This is a genomic window from Ruegeria sp. 6PALISEP08 (assembly GCF_001238295.1).
Lineage (GTDB): Bacteria > Pseudomonadota > Alphaproteobacteria > Rhodobacterales > Rhodobacteraceae > Ruegeria.
In genome coordinates this window covers 348,139-368,161 of record NZ_LGXZ01000001.1, presented here as the reverse complement: position 1 = coordinate 368,161, position 20,023 = coordinate 348,139, and the positions used below count along the sequence as shown (strand labels likewise).

Below are 20,023 nucleotides of genomic sequence, written 5' to 3'. Positions count from 1 at the left end.
ACTGGCACTCGGACTTGTAATGAACACACCTTTCGACGAAGAGCCTCATCGCCGCCCCGGCCTGCTGTCACGGCTGCGCGCATCCTTTCTGACGGGCATCGTCGTTATTGCACCTGTCTGGTTGACGGTCTGGCTGATCTGGTCGGTGGTCGGCTGGATCGACAGCGCCGTTCTGCCGCTGATTCCGCAACAAATCCAGCCGGAACAATATGTTGGCATCAACCTGCGCGGCGTGGGTGTGGTGATCTTCCTGATCTTCACGGTGCTCGTGGGCTGGATCGCAAAGGGTATTCTGGGCCGATCTCTGATCCATTTCGCCGAAAGCCTGGTCGATCGCATGCCCGTCGTGCGGTCGGTCTATTCCGGGATCAAGCAGATTTCGGAAACGGTCTTTGCCCAAACCGAACGGTCCTTTGAAAAAGCCTGCCTGATCCAGTACCCGCGCCGAGGCATCTGGGCCATTGGTTTTGTTTCGACAAGCGCCCGTGGAGAGGTCAGCGAACGCGCTGAAACCGGGGGCGAATTGCTCAGCATATTCGTACCCACAACGCCCAACCCCACCTCGGGATTTCTGCTGTTCTTCCCCGCCGAAGACGTGATCCTGCTGGATATGAGCATCGAAGACGCCGCGAAACTGGTGATTTCGGCTGGTCTGGTTTACCCCAACGAAAAAGACCCGACCCAGCCGCCCGAGTGATCAGCCAAACATCGCGGGCAAATCAACTGTACTGTTCTGCCCCAGATCACCTTTGTGATTGGCAAGAAATCCATTCACCGCCTCGCGCCCGGCCTCTTTCAGCTTGTGCAGGATGACCGGGTTGGGCACTGTCTTGGTTGCAACGGACAAACTGTTCATCAATTCGTTGTCCGCAATCATGTGGACCAGAACGCGGGTCATTTCTCCGGGTTTCAGCTTGCCGTCTTGCAACAGCCTTTGAACAAAATTGATCGCCCTCAGCTCGCGAAACAGGGAAGAGTTGAAGCTGATCTCATTGATCCGGTTCTGGATCTGCTGCGGTGTAACGGGAACTTCGTCGCGTTCCAGCGGGTTGATATTCACGATCACTACGTCATCTGGCAGATCGCTATCGAACAAAGGATACAGCGCCGGATTTCCGGTATAGCCCCCATCCCAATAGGCTTCGGTCCGCTCGGTTTTGGGGTCGTAAATCTCAACCGCCTTGAACAGGCTCGGCAGGCAGGCCGAGGCCAGAATGGCGTTGGTCGAAATCTCGTCGCCGGTAAAAACGCGGATTTTACCGCTCCGTACGCAGGTGGCACAAACAAACAGGCGCGGACCTTCATCGGCACAGACTTCGGCAAAGTTGAACCGATCCACAACCGACTCCAACGGATTGCTGTAGAACGGACCATAGGCGTAAGGCGACACCATCCGCGACCACGCCTCGCCTATTGAATACGGCACCGAATACTCCATTGCCCTTGAAATCGCCGCTGGTTCCACCCCTCGGAACCAGTCGGTCATGCGCATATCGCCGATCGCGCCCATGCGCGCCCACAACCCATCCAGACTTGCTCGTGCCCCATCGCGCCCGGCATGAACCATACCCGACTTGAACGCCGCCCCGTTCAGCGCCCCCGCCGACGTACCGGTAATGGCCGCAATTTCGATGTCTTCTTCATCCAGCAGCCGGTCGAGCACGCCCCAAGTGAAGGCGCCATGCGCCCCACCCCCTTGCAAAGCCAGATTGATCCGCTTCATGTCCCGGCCCCTTCATCTTTTCCCAAATACTCCGGGGGTATGAGGGCAGCGCCCCCATAGATCCTCAAAGCGCGGTCCAGCCACCATCGACCGAAATCGTCGTCCCGGTAATCTGCGCCGCCGCGTCCGAGCACAGAAAGATGGCCGTGCCGCCCAACTGCTCGACAGTGGCAAATTCCTTCGAGGGCTGCCGCTCCAGCAGAATATTCTTCACAACATCTTCGCGGCTCATGTTGTATTCTTTCATCGTATCAGGGATCTGCGCCTCGACCAGAGGCGTCAGAACATAACCCGGACAGATTGCGTTGCAGGTGATCGGCTCCTGCGCGGTTTCCAGCGCGACGGTCTTGGTCATCCCGACCACACCGTGTTTGGCCGCGACATAAGCCGCTTTGTATGGCGAAGCCGTCAGACCGTGGGCCGAAGCAATATTGACGATCCGGCCCCACCCCGCCTTGCGCATCATCGGCAGCGCTGCGGCTGTGGTGTGAAAGGCCGAGTTCATATTGATCGCAATAATCGCGTCCCATTTCTCGGTCGGGAACTGATCGATCGGAGAGACATGTTGAATACCCGCGTTATTCACCAGAATATCACAGGCCCCCGCCTGTTCGATCAGCGCACGGCATTCATCGCCTTTGGACATGTCCGCCTTGATATAGCGCGCATTGGTTCCGGTCTCTTTTGAAATCTCTGCGGCCAGCGCATGATCTTCATCCCGGTCGGTGAATGAGTTCAGAACCACGTTGGCCCCTGCCTTGGCCAACTCGCGCGCGACCCCCAGACCGATACCTGAATTTGATCCTGTAATGATTGCCGTTTTGCCGGAAATGCTCATGACCGATCTCCCTGATGCGATGTCCTGGCGCACCATGCCATGCTGCACCTGCAAAGAAAACGGGGAAACATATGGAATTGAAATCCCAGGCTGAGACATCCCGATCTGCCAAAAAAAAACGCCCGCACGAAGCGGGCGTTAAGTTATTGAGGCAGGTTTCATACAGGCAAGAAACCTATCGAGCAGTAAGACCTTTATAAGCAATTCTGTGCCTTCGTCCAAGCTAAAAGTTTGATAATAAGAAAAATCATCACTACGGTGATCTCCAACAAAATAAGGCCAGAGCAGGATTGTTTCCAAAATGAGCCCGGATTTTCTCCGACCGTTTCGACCATTTGCGGCGGGAATCGCCAGCGTTTTTCTTATGTCTGTCGCCCATGCAGAATCGTCTCATGGCATAGCTATGTATGGGGACCCGGCCCTACCACCGGATTTTGTGTCCCTCCCTTATGCCAACCCGGATGCGCCCCAAGGCGGCAAAGCCGTGTTCGGAAATACCGGCGGCTATAACAGCTTGAACCCGTTTTTGCAAAAAGGCACCTCTCCGTGGCAATTGCCGTTCTGGACCCATGAAAGCCTGATGGGGCGGTCCTGGGACGAACCTTTTACGCTTTACGGGCTGTTAGCCGAATCAGTTGAGGCGGCACCAGACCGGTCCTGGGTCGAATTCACCCTGCGCGAAGAGGCGCGTTTTTCCGACGGCAGCCCCGTTACGGTCGGGGATGTGATCTGGTCCTATGAAACCCTCGGGACCGAAGGTCATCTGCGCTATCGCGGGCTGTGGGGCAAAATCGACAGCATTGAACAGACTGGCCCACGCTCGGTTCGGATCTCGTTCAACGAACCGGATCGCGAACTGGCTTTGCTGGCCGGGATGCGCCCGATCCTGCAAAAGGCGCAATGGGAAGGGAAGGATTTTGCAAACGCAAAGTTGCAGGATATTCCAATCGGCACCGGCCCTTATGTGATCGATAGTTACGAGGCAGGCCGCTATGTGAACCTGCGTCGCAACCCGGATTATTGGGGTAAGGATGTCCCGTTTCGCCGCGGCACCATGAATCTTGATGACTTGCGGATCGAGTTCTACGGGGATGGCTCTGTCGCGTTTGAGGCATTCAAAGCCGGTGAGCTTTCGGCGGTGCGCGAATTCAACGCCGACAAATGGAACAAGCAATACAACTTCCCCGCCGTTCAGCGCGGGGACGTGATCAAGACTGAGATCCCCCATGGCAAACCGTCCGGGATGACCGGTTTTGTGATGAATACCCGCAAACCACCCCTGGACGACTGGCGGGTGCGCGAGGCACTGACCCTTGCCTTCAATTTCGAGTTTATCAACGACACGGTCACAGGCGGCGCACAGCCGCGTATTTCTTCATACTTCTCTGGCTCTGATCTGGCGATGCAACCGGGACCGGCAAGCGAACCGGTGCGTGCTTTGCTAGAGCCATTTGAGGCAGACCTGACACCCGGCACGCTGGAGGGGTACGAGTTGCCGCAAGGCGACGGCTCGGAACGGAACAGACGCAACATTCGCAAGGCGGTCAAGCTTCTGGAAGATGCGGGATGGACCGTTCAGGATGGCGTGTTGAAAAACACTGAAGGCCGCCCGTTTAGGATTGAAATGGTGATCAGCCAGGGCAGTCTGAATGTTGTGCAGGATGTCACCACGATCGCCGAGATTTACGCTGGCGCGCTGAAACGGCTTGGCATTGAACTGGTGGTCGAAAAGGTCGATGACGCGCAATACACCTCGCGCATGAACGAACTTGATTTCGACATGACACCATTCCGCCGCGCCCTGTCGTTGTCTCCGGGCAATGAACAGAGATTCTACTGGGGCAGTGAGTTTGTTGACACACCAGGCACGCGCAACCTGATGGGCGTGTCCTCGCCCGCTGTTGATGCGATGATCGATGCCATGCTGGCGTCGGAAACGCGCGAAGACTTCACCACGGCCACCCGCGCACTGGACCGCGTCCTGACCGCAGGCCGCTATGTCATCCCGATCTGGAGCTTTGATGTCGGGCGCATTGCACATGCCCGCGAGCTCAAGTTTCCCGACACTTTACCCATCTACGGCGACGGCCCTCAATACATGCCCGAGGTCTGGTGGTACGAGGCCAATTAAGACCACACACAGCGACCGGGGGCGGCATGACCCTGGTCGGGTTCCTGAGAGGTTCACCAAAGCGGATGTGATTTAGGCAATTTCCTGCTGATTGCAGACCCAAAAAAACCGGTTCCACTGCGCCGGTACGGGAATGCTGACAAGTCGCGCTATCAACACAAGAAATCGCGTGAACACTTTCGCCACGTCCAATGCGCTGAGAAATCCATCACCCCGGGATAGCGAATGCGCGAAATCTTGCGAAAACCTTTGGTTGGCGATCAAGACTTGTGTATACGGCATACAACACAGGTTAGACGCAGATAGACTTTTTTTTACTTTCAACGCACTAGACTCTGTCTGGTCTTGCCGGTTGCTGGATATTCGGGCCTACCACCACTCACACCAAGTCTTGGCCCACTCGCCCGTTGCGGAGGTTTCGCAGCGGGCACATTCCCCGTCAAATGACCCAATCCAGAGGTGCGACATTTTGTCATGTCTTACCTAACGGCAACGTTTCCGTACGCTATTTCGGGGGAGAGCAGTCCTAATGACTACAAAAGGAAAGCTCATTGATGATGAACTGGACAGATCTTACACAAGACTGGAGCGCGGCCTACGCGCGAGCAAAACGGCGCTTTCCGAACTTGCGTGATCAGGACATGATGCGTGTCGCAAAGGATCGAAAGAGGTTCGAAGCCTATCTGGCAGAACGTCACCAACTGACCATAAACGAGGCGCATGAAGAGGTTGAAGATTTTCTGTTTACAGAGGGCCTGAACCGCGAATACACCCACGCGTCGTTACGCAAGTGATGTAACCCAAAGGATCGTCGCGTCTTCGTCGCTGACGGACATGACGTTGTGCCCCATGCTGCCGTCGTAATAGGCGCTGTCGCCCCTACGCATTTCGACCGGTTCATAAAACTCGGTATAAAGCCGCACGACTCCAGTTAGGACATACATGAACTCCTCACCATCATGGCGCACCCAACCTTCAAATTCGTCCATCGACCGCGCCCTGACCCGAGCGCGATAAGGCAACATCTGCTTTTTCGTCAGCGTCTCGGCCAGCAGCTCGTGTTCATAAGTTGTCGTGGCATGGGCCGCTCCTTCGCCGGTACGGGTCACGGCCATCCGTCCTATCACCTGATCGCGCTGCGGCGGCGTAAAGAGCTGCGGTACTGAAATCTCTAGGCCGATCGCCAGTTTCTTGAGCGCATCATATGTGGGCGACATCTGCCCGTTTTCGATCTTGCTGAGCGTCGAACGCGCCAATCCGGCTTGAGTGGCGGCCTGCTCCAACGTCCATTTCCGCGCCTTGCGCAGCTCACGCACGCGCGCACCAAGGTCCAGCGGCTCGACTTCGGTATGATCACCTGAGTCACGGGCAATTCGGATCAGAGATTTGGGATCTTGAGTGCTCATGCCCCTCTCTATAGGCCCGGTCCGCCGCGCTTGCAACGCAGCAAGCTCCGCGATAGCCAGAGGACATGTTGTCCATCTTCGATCAAGGGGCGCCTGCGCCCTGCCCCACGCCCTTCAACCTGGCCGCTCATGTTCTGGGTCAGGCGGATCGCCTCGCAGACAAGATTGCCCTGTCTGTGCTGCGCACAACCGAGGTGCAAAATTGGAGCTATCGCGACCTGAAGTCCGCGGTATTGGGCACCGGCGCAGGGTTGCTGCAAGCCGGTCTGAAACCCGGCGATATCGCATTGATGCGGCTGGGAAATACAGTCGATTTCCCCATCGCCTACCTTGGCGCGATATCCGTGGGTATCGTACCTGTGCCGACATCGTCGCAACTGACGGTGCCCGAAACCGCCAAATTGATCGAAGATCTGTCTCCGGCGGTTATTCTGCGCGATCCCGACGTTACCTGCGCGTCACATCCCAGGCAAATCAAGCTGGATGCACTTACAGCCATGCGCAACCTGCCACCCGCTGTGTTTGATATGGGCGATCCCGAGCGGATGGCTTACGTGGTCTACACGTCCGGAACCTCGGGCAAGCCACGCGCCGTGGCCCATGCCCACCGGGCGATCTGGGCGCGGCAAATGATGGTCGATGGCTGGTATGGACTGCAAGAGAGCGACCGGTTGTGCCACGCGGGCGCGTTCAACTGGACCTATACGCTGGGCACCGGGTTGATGGATCCGTGGACCATTGGCGCAACAGCCCTGATCCCGGAACCCGGCACCAATATCGACACCCTGCCCACCTTGCTGCGCCAGCATCGCGCTACGATCTTTGCCGCAGCCCCCGGTGTATATCGCAAGATGCTTCAAGGGTCCGAGCAGACGGATTTGCCCGACCTGCGCCACGGCTTGTGCGCGGGTGAGAAACTGTCGCGTCCTTTGCACGAGAAATGGGTCAAAACCACCGGAACCGACCTGTTCGAAGCCTACGGCATGTCCGAATGCTCGACCTTTATCTCTTCCAGCCCGTCCCACCCCGCGCGTGGCGACGCTTTGGGGCAACCGCAACCGGGGCGGCGTGTGACCATCCTGGGTTCAGACGGCCCGGTGCCGCAAGGACAAGAAGGCACCATCGCCATTCACCGCTCGGACCCCGGATTGATGCTGACCTATCTCAACGCGCCCGACGAAGCTGACGCGCGGATGCAAGGAGATTGGTTTCTGACCGGAGATCAGGGCGCGATGGCGGTGGACGGCCAGATCAGCTATCTGGGCCGCGATGATGACATGATGAACGCAGGTGGCTATCGCGTGTCCCCGGTCGAGGTCGAAGCCACGCTGTCCCGCTTTCCAGGCATCACACAGGTCGGCGCCGCGGCGGTCGAGGTCAAACCAGACACATTTGTGATAGCAGCCTTCTATACCGGTCCGGAAAAGCTGGACGATGCGGCCTTGCGCGCCTATGTCGAGGCCAACCTGGCCCGCTACAAGCAACCGCGTGCCTTCATCCACCTGCCTGCCCTGCCAACTGGCGGCAATGGCAAACTCCTGCGCCGGGCGTTGCCGGCCTATTTCGAGGCACCAACCAAATGACCCAGACCGTCAAGCTCGACATCCTGTCCGATCCGATCTGCCCGTGGTGCTATATCGGCAAAACCCATCTGGACAAGGCATTGGCCAATGTTCCGGATCATCCCTTTGTCATCGAATGGCATCCGTTTCAGCTGAACCCGGACATGCCGGATGCAGGCATGGATCGGCGCGAATATCTTGAGCGCAAATTCGGCGGCAAGGACGGCGCTGTAAAAGCCTATGCCCCTGTGGTGGAAAATGCGGAAAATGCGGGCCTGAAGATCGACTTCGAAGGCATGAAGCGCACACCCAACACGCTGGATGCACATCGCCTGATCCATTGGGCCGGGATTGAAAACAAACAGAACGCTGTCGTCGATGCCCTGTTCGACGCTTATTTTGTGCAAGCCCGTGACATCGGCGACCACGAAGTTCTGTCCGACATCGCCGACAGCGCTGGAATGGACGCTGCCGTGGTTTTGAAACTGCTGAAATCTGACGCCGACCGCGAAGACATTCGCAACCGGGACACGCATTCTCGCCAGATGGGCGTCAGCTCGGTTCCCACCTACATCGTGGCCAACCAACACGCTGTTCCCGGTGCGCAACCCCCTGAGATGTGGGAAAAAGTGATCGCCGAGATCATGTCTCAGATTGAGGCTTCCCCTGCAGAATAGCACAGAGGTCTGTGCGAATTTCCAGTCTGGTCTAACCTGATCCGCCGTGATAGCGCGAACGGGTTAGGAGTTCTTCATGGCCGACCGCATGTCGAAGGCAGAATTCATTGCGCTGATTGCAATGATGTTCGCCACAATCGCCTTTTCGATCGATTCAATGCTGCCTGCTCTGCCCGAAATCGGCGCGCAGCTCAGCCCCGATGATGTCAATCGGGCGCAACTGATCCTGACCTCGTTTGTGTTGGGGATGGGGATCGGAACGTTTTTTACCGGCCCTCTCTCAGATGCTCTGGGACGCAAGCCAGTTATTTACGGTGGCGCAGCCCTTTACATTGCGGCCTCAGCTGTTGCCTGGGCCAGCTCCTCACTGGAACTGGTATTGATCGCACGTGTGGTTCAGGGGCTGGGCGCGGCTGGCCCGCGCGTGGTGGCCATGGCGATCATTCGCGACTTGTATTCGGGTCGCGAAATGGCGCGGATCATCTCGATTGCGATGATGATCTTCACATTGGTACCAGCAGCCGCACCGATGCTGGGCGCAGGTGTGATCGCCCTGTTTGGCTGGCGCGGGATCTTTGTGTCTTTCATTCTGTTTGCGTTGGTCATCATCTCTTGGATGGGCGTTCGCCTACCGGAATCTCTGGCACGTGAAAACCGTCGTCCATTCCGTTTTCCGCTGATGCTCTCGGCCACGAAAGAAATGTTTGCCCATCCGACCGTCCGCCTTTCGATCATGGTTCAGACCCTGTGTATGGGGGTGCTGTTCACCATGCTGACGATGGTTCAGCCGGTTTATGATATAGTTCATGACCGCGCCGATAGCTTTCCGTTCTGGTTTGGGTTTGTGGCACTGATGTCCGGGTCGGCCAGCTTGCTCAACGCGGCGCTTGTCGTGCGCGTGGGCATGCGCCGGATGGTAACATGGGCACTGGGGGGACAAATCCTGATCACCGCCTTTGTGATGACACTAAGCGCCACGCACCTTTCGCCAGACGCCTCATTTGCGCTGTTTGTTTTCTGGCAGACCATGGTGTTTTTCATGGCTGGTGTAACGTTGGGCAACCTGAACGCCATCGCAATGGAACCAATGGGGCATATTGCCGGAATGGCAGCCTCGGTCATCGGATCGATTTCAACGGTACTGGCTGCAGCCATAGCCGCACCAATCGGATTGTTGTTTGATGGCTCCATCGTACCTTTGACATTTGGCATCCTGACCATGTGTATTCTGGCCTTTGGCCTGATGCTGCATATGGGTCGCGTCGAGGAACACCTGCCCGCCTGATCTGGGCAACATGTTGGAAACACGCTACCCTTGGCAAAGGCCGAAGGGAGAATTTCCGATGAGTGACTATTACGATCTGGGCAGTTACACCTGCCCTGTTTCCACGTCCGATCCCGAGGCGCAACTGTGGTTCGATCGAGGCCTGAACTGGACCTATGGATATAACCACGAAGAAGCCGTCGTCTGTTTTCAACGCGCAGTCGAGCATGACCCCAAATGCGCCATGGCCCATTGGGGCGTGGCCTATGCGGCAGGTCCCAATTACAACCTGCCGTGGGATTTGCAGGATGAGCGTGGTCGCGGCAAAGCACTGGCGCTGGCATATGATGCAACGCAAAACGCGCTGAAGTTGGCCGAAGGTTGCTCGCCCGTTCAGCAGGCGCTGATCCGGGCGCTACCCGCGCGGTACCCGCAGAGGGATCAGACCGAGGATATGCATCAGTGGGATCACGATTTCGCTGACGCGATGCGCGCAGCATTTACGGCACAGCCCGGTTCCCTCGACCTGCGCACAATCTATGTCGAAGCGTTGCTGAATCTGACACCCTGGAAGATGTGGGATCTGAAAACCGGGCAACCCGCCGAAGGCGCAGCCACGCTTGAAGCCCAAGAGGCGCTGGAATGGGCGATGGCCAACGATGCCGCCGCCATGTCACATCCCGGCCTGTTGCATCTTTATGTCCACCTGATGGAGATGTCGCCCACGCCGGAAAAAGCTCTGAAAGCTGGGGATGTTCTGCGTACCCTGGTACCGGATGCGGGGCATCTGGTGCATATGCCAACGCACATTGATGTGCTGTGTGGCCATTACCACAATGTGGTGCACTGGAATAAAAAAGCCTCGGAAGCTGACTTGAAGTACTACGAACGCGAAGGCGCGTTCAACATCTACACCGGCTATCGCCAACACAACTATCACTTCGCAATCTACGGCGCACTGTTTCTGGGACAGATCGAACCCGCTCTGCGCGCCAATCAGGGCCTGTGGGATACGACGCCCGAAGAAATGCTGCGTATCGAAAGCCCGCCCATGGCGGATTACTTTGAAAGCTACATGTCCATGGGACCGCATATCCTGATCCGATTTGGCCGGTGGGAAGAGGCCAAGGCGCTGGATCTGCCCTCCGATCCGGACCTGTATCGAACACTGACGGCCACGACCCACTACGCCCGGGCAATCGCTCATGCCGCAACCGGCGATATTGCCTGTGCCGAAGCTGAAGAAAACCTGTTTCTTGCAGCCAAAGAATGCGTCCCGGAAACCCGCAGGCTGCACAATAATCGCGTGATCGACTTGCTCGAGATTGCGCGGGAAATGCTGCGCGGCGAGATCGAATATCGCAAGGGAAACTTCGAAATCGCCTTTGCCCATCTGCGCCGCTCGGTCGAACTGGACGATACCCTGCCCTATGACGAACCATGGGGCTGGATGCAGCCCACCCGCCACGCGCTTGGCGCTTTGCTGTTCGAACAAGGTCACGTGGCAGAAGCAGAGGCTGTTTATCGCGAAGATCTTGGCCTTGGCGGCTCCCTAAGCCGCGCTTCAATCCACCCCGACAACGTGTGGAGCCTGAAGGGGCTGCACGATTGTCTCAAAGCCCGTGGGGAAGGTGTTGAAATCCTGCAGATCAAACAACGCTTGGATCTGGCTCTGGCCCGGGCAGATCGGGCGGTTGCAGCGTCCTGTTTCTGCGCGCAGGCTGCAATGCGTGATTGACGTGTTTTAAAATCGCGCTGCCGCGCGATGCCTCCGGCGGGGATATTTTTAGCCAGATGAAGCTGGGATCCGCTTCTTCATCTGGCCGCAAATATCACGGGGGAGATGCGCGGGACGCGCAGCGGGGGCAGAGCCCCCTTCCGCCATCTCAACCAGCCTTGGCCTTTTTCTTTTCTGCGATCACTTTCTCAGCAAGGTCGCGCGCAATAGCAAAGGCACCTTTGATTTTGTCGCTGTCCTTTTTCCAATCACGACGCACCACGATTTTGTTGTCCTTGACCTTGGCCATGCCCCGTTGGTTCTGGATGAATTCGACCAACCCCTGAGGCGAAGCAAACTTGTCATTGTGAAACTGGATCGTCGCGCCCTTCGGGCCACCGTCCAGTTTGGCAATTCCGGCGCGTTTGCACATGGCCTTGATGCGAACGACCAGCATCAGCGTGTTGACCTCTTTCGGCAACTTCCCGAACCGATCAATCAACTCGGCAGCAAAACCCTCCAGTTCAACCTTGGTCGAGAGCGATGACAGACGACGATAAAGACCCAGACGCACATCCAGATCGGGAACGTAGTCTTCGGGGATCAGAACCGGCACGCCTAGGTTGATCTGCGGGGCCCATTGATCGTCTGCATCTGACAACCCCTCCATCTCACCCGCTTTGATCTTGGCAATCGCCTCTTCCAGCATTGACTGATAAAGCTCATAGCCTACATCGCGCATCTGGCCGGACTGTTCCTCGCCCAGCAGGTTGCCCGCACCACGGATATCCAAGTCCTGAGAAGCCAGTGTGAACCCGGCCCCCAGTGTGTCCAGCGACCCCAGTACCCGCAGGCGTTTCTCGGCAGTCGCGGTCAGTTTCTGGCGCGGCTTGGTGGTCAGGTATGCATAGGCACGCGTTTTCGAACGCCCCACCCGACCCCGAATCTGATAGAGCTGCGCCAGTCCGAACATATCCGCCCGGTGCACGACCATGGTGTTTGCGGTGGGTATATCCAGCCCGCTTTCGACAATGGTCGTGGCCAGCAACACGTCATACCTGCCGTCGTAGAACGCGTTCATGCGGTCGTCGAGCTCGCCCGCCGCCATCTGACCATGGGCGACCACATAGGTCAGTTCCGGCAGTTGGCTTTTCAGGAAGTCTTCGATTTCAGGTAAGTCCGAGATGCGGGGCACAACATAAAAACTCTGACCGCCACGATAGTGTTCACGCAGCAGCGCCTCTCGGATCGTGACGGCATCGAACTCGCTGACATAGGTACGGATCGCAAGCCGGTCGATGGGCGGCGTGCCGATGATCGACAGATCGCGCACGCCGGTCAGAGACAATTGCAATGTCCGTGGAATTGGGGTCGCGGTCAAAGTCAGAACGTGGATGTCGCTGCGCAGTTGCTTCAACCGTTCTTTATGGCCCACACCAAAATGCTGTTCTTCATCGATGATCAGCAGACCCAGATTGTTGAAACGGATGCCCTTGGCCAGCAGCGCATGGGTACCGATCACGATGTCCACAGTGCCGCGTGCCAGCCCATCGCGGGTTTGCTGCGCCTCTTTCGCGGAAACAAAACGCGACAGTTGCCGCACCTCCAGCGGGAAGCCACGGAACCGTTCCTTGAAACTTGCCGCGTGCTGGCGCGCCAACAGGGTAGTTGGCGCGACGACGGCCACCTGAGCGCCCGACATGGCGGCGACAAAGGCGGCGCGCATCGCCACCTCGGTCTTGCCAAAGCCCACATCGCCGCAGATCAGGCGATCCATCGGTGCGCCTGAATGGATGTCTTCCATTACATCCGAGATCGCGCGCAACTGGTCGTCGGTTTCCTGATACGGGAAGCGCGCGCTGAATTCCTCCCACGCGTGGGGTGGCGGGTCTATGACCGGGGCTTTTCGCAGGGCGCGTTCCGCCGCGATGCGGATCAGCTTATCCGCCATCTCTCGAATGCGCTCTTTCAGCTTGGCTTTCTTGGCCTGCCACGCGCCGCCACCCAGACGATCCAACAGCCCTTCGTCATGGCCGTATTTCGACAGAAGCTCGATGTTCTCCACCGGCAGGTACAGCTTGGCCCGCTCGGCATATTCCAACAGCAGGCATTCATGAGCGGCACCAGCTGCGGTGACGACCTCCATCCCCAAGTAGCGCCCGATCCCGTGGTCCACATGCACAACCAGATCGCCTGGAGTGAGCGATTGCGTTTCTGTCAGGAAGTTTTCAGCTTTGCGGCGCTTCTTGGGTTGGCGGATCAGGCGATCACCCAGAACATCCTGTTCGGCAATGACCGTCAGACCCGGGGTTTCAAACCCATGCTCCAGCGCCCAGACGGCCAAATGCAAACCACGCTTGCCGATGCGGGTGCCATTGGACACAGGTATGGCCTCGGCCAGACCTTCATCCTCGATCAAACCGGTCAGACGTTCGCGCGCGCCTTCTGAATAAGAGGCGATCAGCACCGGGCCTTTGTCGAGCTTGGCTGTGATGTGGCTGACTAAAGCGCCGAACAGGCTGATGTTTTCCTGCTGGCGTTCCGGGGCAAAGTTGCGCCCGATCCGACCACCCGCGTCAATGACTCCGGGGCCAGAGGCCTGCGGCAAGGGGTTGAACTGCATCACCCGGCGATCTGCGACCGCCGCCTCCCAAGCGGTATCATCGAGGTACAACAGACCCGGGGGGGTGGGTTTGTAAACCGTATCCATACGGGACCGGTTTTCCAGCGCCAGACGCCGGGTTTCATACTGATCGACAATCGTGTCCCACCGCGCCAATCGCGCAGGCGTGACCTGATCATCAAGGGTGATCGTGGCGTCCGGAAGATAGTCAAACAGCGTCTCAAGTTTGTCGTGAAAAAACGGCAGCCAGTGTTCAATACCCTGGTGCTTACGACCCGCGCTGACTGCTTCGTAGAGCGGATCATCTGTGCCTGCCGCGCCAAATTCGATGCGATAGTTCTGGCGGAATCGGGTGATGGCGGCCTCGTCCAGAATGACCTCGGACACAGGCGCAAGCTCAACCACATCCAGCTTTTCGGTCGTGCGCTGAGACACCGGATCAAAACGGCGCGCGCCGTCCAGAACGTCTCCGAACAGGTCCAGACGAACGGGGCCGGATTCTCCGGGAGGAAAAATGTCGATGATGCCACCGCGAATGGCATAGTCGCCGGGCTCCATCACCGTGGGACTTTGAGTGAACCCCATGCGCACCAGAAAATTCCTGAGCGCGGTCTCATCGATGCGCTGATCAACACGGGCGGTAAACGCCGCCTCGCGCAAAACCTCACGCGCCGGCACACGTTGGGTGGCGGCATTGAGCGTGGTCAGCAATACGAACTTCTTCGGCATCTGGTGGACTAATGCCGCCAGCGTGGCCACCCTTGCCGCCGAAATATCCGCATTCGGCGATACCCGGTCATAAGGAAGGCAATCCCAACCCGGAAACACAAAGACCGGCATGTCGGGGGCAAAGAAGGCCAGCGCAGCGCGCATCGCTTCCATCCGTTTGTCATCACGTGCGACATGGGCCACTGGCCCATCGCTGCGGGCGATTTCGTTCAGCACAAGCTGTGCGTCAAACCCTTCGGGGGCGCCGCCAACTGTCACGTGGTTCGGAGCCTTCATCGCCTCGCCTTTCAGATTTTGCTACCCAAGAACACCAATCGAAATGTTCTGATACATGCCCCAGAACGAAGTGACCAGTATCGAGATCATGCCGATGATCTGGGTATATAGCCTGCAGCGGGAAATGGTCTTGGAAACGGTCTCAAGCGTTAGCTCTTGTCGCCGCAGGCGTCGTGCCTGCGAAATGTTCACCAGCAGAACCAATGTCATCGGGAACACCAACAAAAACACCGCTTGGGCAAATTCGACTTCGTAATAAAAGCCCAGCGTTGCCAAACCCGTGAGTAAGAAACACACAAACGCCAGAAGGATAGTGCCCGACATGTCGACGATCAGCAATATCCGGTTCGTGTGGATGCGCACGATGTCCAGAAGATCGATCTCAACCTGACCGCCGATCCGTCGCGCACGCACCACCAGGTCATACGGGATACCCATCACCCAATGGCTGGCTGACGACCAGACCACCGCCAGTACAATCCAGTACCACAGATTCGAAAAGCTGCGCATGTCGATGAATTCAAAGATCGAAGAATACCAGTCCAAACCCAACCCTTTATTCAAACAACTCAGGGGGGTATATCGCGGCGGCGCGTCCATTGATACCCTTGAGACCTTTGTAAATTCATGCCACCCAATGCTGGAATGTTCAAGGAGAACACGCCATGAAACCGACCATTGCCCCCTTTCCCCTGACTCGCTTTCGGCGGGCCCGTCAATCCGAGGCAATTCGTGGACTGGTGCGCGAAAACACATTGACTACGGACGATCTGATCTGGCCGGTCTTTGTGCGCGATGGTGAAGGAATTGAAGAACCGGTGCCTTCGATGCCGGGCGTGGTGCGCCGGTCGGTGGATATGATTGCCAAAGCCGCGGTCGAGGCGCAAGCGCTTGGAATCCCCGCGATTTGCATCTTTCCCTACACGGATTCTGCGCTGAAAACCGAAGACTGTGCAGAAGCCTGGAACCCCGACAACCTGTCGAATCGGGCGATCCGGGCGATAAAGGCGGCGGCTCCGGATATTGCGGTGATGACCGATGTGGCGCTGGACCCCTACAACATCAATGGCCATGACGGGTACGTTGTCGACGGAGAGATCGTGAATGATCAGACCGTCGAGGCATTGGTCAAGATGACTCTCGCTCAGGCCGATGCCGGTGCAGATATTATCGGCCCGTCAGATATGATGGACGGCCGGATCGGAGAAATGCGCCGCGCACTGGAACACGCGGGCCATCACAACGTGATGATCCTCAGCTATGCTGCAAAGTATGCCAGCGCTTTTTATGGCCCCTTCCGGGACGCAGTCGGCGCTTCGGGCGCGCTGACCGGTGACAAGAAGACCTATCAGATGGACCCGGCCAACTCGGACGAAGCGTTGCGCCTGATCGAGCGCGACCTGACCGAGGGCGCGGATATGGTGATGATCAAACCGGGGATGCCTTATCTGGATATTTGCCGCCGGGTGAAAGACAGCTTTGGCGCGCCGACTTATGCCTATCAGGTATCCGGCGAATACGCGATGATTCAGGCGGCGGCGCAGAATGGCTGGATTGATGGAGACAAGGTGATGCTGGAAAGTCTTCTGGCCTTCAAGCGCGCCGGATGCGACGGCATTCTGACCTATTTCTCGCCGCAAGTTGCGCGCATCCTTCAGGGCTAAAACCCCAAAGAGTCGCAATTTTTCGCCGACGAATCCGCGTTGTCGGGCAGCTTTCCCGTGACACATGACCCTAATCGGCGTATCCTTGCCAACAAGATCGGGATGACCCGACAACATCAGGCACAGTTACAGAGACATAAAAACCATGAGCAGTTCCCCTTCCCCCCGACTGAGCCGTCGCGGCTTTGCCTTTGGCATGGCAGGTCTGACCCTGACAACCGCCTGCGGCAACGGCGTCGGCAATTCGAACGCGGCATCAATCGACGCCCGCGTCGACGCCACGCTGACGGAGATGTACGCGAAATATCCCAACACGGTTGAGATCGCAAACAAAGCCAACGGGATGTTGGTTATGCCCCTGATCACCGACGCCGGATTGATCATCTTTGGGGGTGCCTACGGCCAAGGCGCGCTGCGCATCAACGGGGCGACTGTCGATTACTATTCCGCAATTTCCGGATCCGCCGGCCTGCAATTTGGCGCGCAGCAATATGCGCATGTCCTGTTCTTCATGACTGAAGATGCGCTAAACGATTTCCGCCGTTCCAGCGGATGGACAGCGGGCGCCGATATTGGATATGTGGTTGACGCAACTGGGAATTCCTTGTCCACGGACACAACAACACTGCGTTCGCCGGTGCTGGCGGCAGTCTTTGGTCAGGCCGGTCTGAAATTCGGCGCGACCGTCGAAGGCACAAAATACACGCGCATCATTCCATAAACCGGATTACCACTTCCCCCGCACATGGCCCCCGTCGCAGCACAATACTGCGGCGGGGCAATTATTTATAAGCGTTTCCAAGCAGGTTCTTGCCGCGTTCCCCTTTCGGTCCGACCGACCATCCTCTAATCTCTGAACAACCTTCATCCGAACGATAATATGGGGCAGTAATGGGTCTTGTTTTCCGCTGGCTGGTGAGCATCGCGTCGGGTCTGATTTTTCTGATCCTCGCCGCGATAGGCCTTGTCTATTTCCTGGCCAGCCAATCCCTGCCGGATTACGACCAGACCCTTGAAGTTGACGGCCTGACCGCCCCGGTCGAGATCGTGCGCGACACGGCCAACGTGCCGCACATTCTGGGCCAGACTGATCCGGATGTTTTCTTTGGACTGGGATACGCCCATGCGCAGGACCGGCTATGGCAAATGACCGTGATGCGCCGTACCGCGCAAGGCCGCCTGTCCGAAGTATTTGGTCCGCGCACCCTGCGCATCGACAAGTTGCTGCGGCGGCTTGACCTTTATGGCCTCGCCCATCGATCGGTCGAAGTGCAGGATGACTATACCAAAACCGCCTTGCGGGCTTATGCGGCCGGGGTCAATGCAAGACTGACTGAAATCAACGAAGAGGCACTGGGACGCGGTGCGCCTGAAATGTTCCTGTTCAATGCCCCCGTCTCTCCCTGGCAACCGGGTGACAGCCTTGCGGTCATCAAGCTGATGGCCTTGCAACTATCGGGCCACCTGTCCGATGAGGTTCTGCGCGCCCGCACCTCTTTGATATTGAACAACCCCGAGCGTCTGGCCGACATCCTGCCTGACGTCCCCGGACCTGGTATCGCCGCCCTGCCGGAATATGCGTCCCTGTTCCCCAATCTGCCACGCTTTGCGGCTGGCACGGATGCACCTTCGACCTCCCTCTCTCCGCTTCCCAAACGCGGTTTGGCCGGCGCCTCAAACGCCTGGACCGCTGCCCCATCGCGGTCAGCAAGCGGTGGCACATTGCTGGCCAACGACCCGCATCTGGGCTTCACTGCGCCCGGAGTGTGGTATCTGGCGCATCTCGGCCTGGAAAATGGCGGCGTGATCGGGGCTTCGATCCCCGGCGTACCCGCCATCATGACCGGACGCAGCGACCGCTTGGGATGGGGGCTGACCTCGTCTTATCTGGATGATCAGGATCTGCACATTGAGCAGCTGAACCCGGATAACCCCGAGGAATACCTGACCCCTGACGGTTACAAAGAGTTTCAGACCCGCCCTTCAATCATCGCCATAAAAGATGAAGCGCCCGTCACACTGACCCTGCGCTGGACGGAAAACGGCCCGGTCCTGCCCGGCACAGATTACAAGCTGGAAACTATTACTCCGCCCGGCCATGTGGCGTCTCTGTCCTGGACGGCGCTAAGCCCGCGCGACACCTCGATGACCGCTTCCATGGCGCTGATGAACGCGGATAACGTGCGTCAGGCCATCCGGGCGGGCGAGCAATTCATTGCCCCGTCGCAGAACCTTTCGCTGGTGGACCGGAACACCATCGGCATGAAGCTGATTGGCGCTATGCCCGCGCGGGACGTGCGAAACCAAAGCCGCGGTCGCATTCCGACACCCGGCTGGATCGAGGTGAACCGCTGGCAGGGCCGTCTGCCCTATGCGGACAATCCCGAATTTGTTGCTCCGGTCGGCGGCATTCTGGGCAATACGAACAACAAGATTATCGACCGCCCTTTCCCCAACCATGTGTCTTACGAATGGGGCGATACACAACGCGTGCACCGCTGGGACCGCCTGATGCAATCCCGTGAGGTCCATACCCGCGACAGCTTTATTGAAGCGCAGCTTGATACCGTCAGTTTCACGGCACGGTCCTTGTTGCCATTGATCGGCGCGGATTTATGGTTCACTGGCGCGTCGGCCCCCGAGGGCACACCAGAACGACAGCGCCAGATCGCCTTGTCGCTGTTGGCGGACTGGAATGGTGAGATGAACGAACACCTGCCCGAGCCGCTGATCTATGCGGCATGGCTGCGCGCCCTTCAAATCCGCCTGATCGCGGATGAGCTTGGACCGTTGGCCAGCGAATACAAACACGTTGAGCCGCTATTCATCGAGCGGGTTTATCGCGATATCGACGGAGCAAGCGTATGGTGCGATGTACGGCAGAGCGCCCCTGTTGAGACGTGCACTGAAATGGCCCGGCTGGCGCTGGATGACGCCCTGATCTGGATTTCCGAGCGCTATGGCAGCGCGCTGGAATCCCTGCGCTGGGGCGATGCGCATCAAGCCACACACGATCATCCGGTTCTGGGTGACGTGCCTGTCCTGCGCTATTTCGTGAATATCCGCCAGTCGACCAGCGGTGGCGACAACACGCTGCTGCGTGGGCGCACCTTGGGCGAAGGCCCCGACCCGTTCCAGAATGTCCACGGCGCCGGGTATCGCGGGGTTTACGACTTTGCCGATCCCAACAGCTCGGTCTTTATCACCGCGACCGGTCAATCGGGGCACTTCCTGTCGCGCTACTATGACGATCAGGCGCAACTGTGGCGACGTGGCGAGTATATCCCCATGTCATTGGACCTTGATCTGGCCCGCGCTGCTGCGGTTGGCGTGACCAATCTGATCCCGCGATAATCCGCCTAATCGGCAACTCCTCGCCCCGATTTCCGGGGCGTCGTGGCACCTTGCGCCTT

15 protein-coding genes are annotated in these 20,023 nt (G+C 57.9%); 10 read left to right on the top strand and 5 right to left on the bottom strand.

The features are described 5' to 3' along the window. Nucleotides 1-19: 19 nt before the first annotated feature. A complete protein-coding gene (locus ALB80_RS01875) occupies nucleotides 20-697 on the top strand; it encodes a DUF502 domain-containing protein (protein WP_050602310.1) in 678 nt (225 codons plus the stop codon). On the opposite strand, the gene ALB80_RS01870 is transcribed toward ALB80_RS01875, so the two are convergent. Both ALB80_RS01870 and ALB80_RS01865 read right to left on the bottom strand, forming a co-directional pair. Further along, nucleotides 698-1,723, bottom strand: coding sequence for a patatin-like phospholipase family protein (locus ALB80_RS01870; RefSeq protein WP_050602309.1), 1,026 nt, complete (start codon nucleotides 1,721-1,723; stop codon nucleotides 698-700). It lies immediately after the preceding gene. A 64-nt stretch (nucleotides 1,724-1,787) separates the two neighbouring features. Then, nucleotides 1,788-2,561 carry a 3-hydroxybutyrate dehydrogenase gene (locus ALB80_RS01865; RefSeq protein WP_050602308.1) on the bottom strand — a complete coding sequence of 258 codons (774 nt, stop codon included), beginning with the start codon at nucleotides 2,559-2,561 and terminating at the stop codon, nucleotides 1,788-1,790. A 301-nt stretch (nucleotides 2,562-2,862) separates the two neighbouring features. Between ALB80_RS01865 and ALB80_RS01860 the strand changes: the two genes are divergently transcribed. Continuing rightward, nucleotides 2,863-4,692: an extracellular solute-binding protein gene (locus ALB80_RS01860; protein WP_083445162.1), complete on the top strand. Its 1,830-nt coding sequence runs from the start codon at nucleotides 2,863-2,865 to the stop codon at nucleotides 4,690-4,692. Between the two features lie 554 nt (nucleotides 4,693-5,246). Next, on the top strand, nucleotides 5,247-5,486 hold the full coding sequence (locus ALB80_RS01850; protein ID WP_083445161.1) for a hypothetical protein: 240 nt from the start codon (nucleotides 5,247-5,249) through the stop codon (nucleotides 5,484-5,486). Here ALB80_RS01850 and ALB80_RS01845 read toward each other — a convergent pair. Then, the gene (locus ALB80_RS01845) at nucleotides 5,475-6,098 is read right to left on the bottom strand and encodes a helix-turn-helix domain-containing protein (RefSeq protein ID WP_050602305.1); all 624 of its coding nucleotides are present in this window, start codon (nucleotides 6,096-6,098) and stop codon (nucleotides 5,475-5,477) included. The two genes, ALB80_RS01850 and ALB80_RS01845, sit on opposite strands and share 12 nt — an antisense overlap. Nucleotides 6,099-6,163: 65 nt before the next feature. On the opposite strand from ALB80_RS01845, the gene ALB80_RS01840 reads away from it, so the two are divergent. From ALB80_RS01840 to ALB80_RS01825, 4 genes are all read left to right on the top strand, one after another. Then, a complete protein-coding gene (locus ALB80_RS01840) occupies nucleotides 6,164-7,681 on the top strand; it encodes a class I adenylate-forming enzyme family protein (RefSeq protein ID WP_050602304.1) in 1,518 nt (505 codons plus the stop codon). After that, entirely contained in the window at nucleotides 7,678-8,337 is a 660-nt protein-coding gene (locus tag ALB80_RS01835) for a DsbA family oxidoreductase (protein WP_050602303.1), read from the top strand. The genes ALB80_RS01840 and ALB80_RS01835 overlap by 4 nt, the downstream gene beginning before the upstream one ends. Nucleotides 8,338-8,413: 76 nt before the next feature. Next, on the top strand, nucleotides 8,414-9,622 hold the full coding sequence (locus ALB80_RS01830) for a multidrug effflux MFS transporter (RefSeq protein WP_050602302.1): 1,209 nt from the start codon (nucleotides 8,414-8,416) through the stop codon (nucleotides 9,620-9,622). Between the two features lie 58 nt (nucleotides 9,623-9,680). Further along, the gene (locus ALB80_RS01825; RefSeq protein WP_050602301.1) at nucleotides 9,681-11,339 is read left to right on the top strand and encodes a tetratricopeptide repeat protein; all 1,659 of its coding nucleotides are present in this window, start codon (nucleotides 9,681-9,683) and stop codon (nucleotides 11,337-11,339) included. Between the two features lie 148 nt (nucleotides 11,340-11,487). Here ALB80_RS01825 and mfd read toward each other — a convergent pair whose 3' ends face one another. Together mfd and ALB80_RS01815 are read right to left on the bottom strand one after the other, a co-directional pair. Then, nucleotides 11,488-14,946, bottom strand: coding sequence for a transcription-repair coupling factor (mfd, locus tag ALB80_RS01820; protein ID WP_050602300.1), 3,459 nt, complete (start codon nucleotides 14,944-14,946; stop codon nucleotides 11,488-11,490). Nucleotides 14,947-14,967: 21 nt separating this feature from the next. Further along, nucleotides 14,968-15,492 carry a hypothetical protein gene (locus tag ALB80_RS01815; protein ID WP_050602567.1) on the bottom strand — a complete coding sequence of 175 codons (525 nt, stop codon included), beginning with the start codon at nucleotides 15,490-15,492 and terminating at the stop codon, nucleotides 14,968-14,970. Between the two features lie 119 nt (nucleotides 15,493-15,611). Here ALB80_RS01815 and hemB point away from each other — a divergent pair, with 119 nt between their 5' ends. From hemB to ALB80_RS01800, 3 genes are all read left to right on the top strand, one after another. Continuing rightward, entirely contained in the window at nucleotides 15,612-16,610 is a 999-nt protein-coding gene (gene hemB, locus ALB80_RS01810) for a porphobilinogen synthase (protein WP_050602299.1), read from the top strand. Between the two features lie 145 nt (nucleotides 16,611-16,755). Then, a complete protein-coding gene (locus ALB80_RS01805) occupies nucleotides 16,756-17,331 on the top strand; it encodes a YSC84-related protein (RefSeq protein WP_050602298.1) in 576 nt (191 codons plus the stop codon). A 170-nt stretch (nucleotides 17,332-17,501) separates the two neighbouring features. Then, on the top strand, nucleotides 17,502-19,964 hold the full coding sequence (locus ALB80_RS01800) for a penicillin acylase family protein (protein WP_050602297.1): 2,463 nt from the start codon (nucleotides 17,502-17,504) through the stop codon (nucleotides 19,962-19,964). The last annotated feature ends 59 nt before the right edge of the window (nucleotides 19,965-20,023 follow it).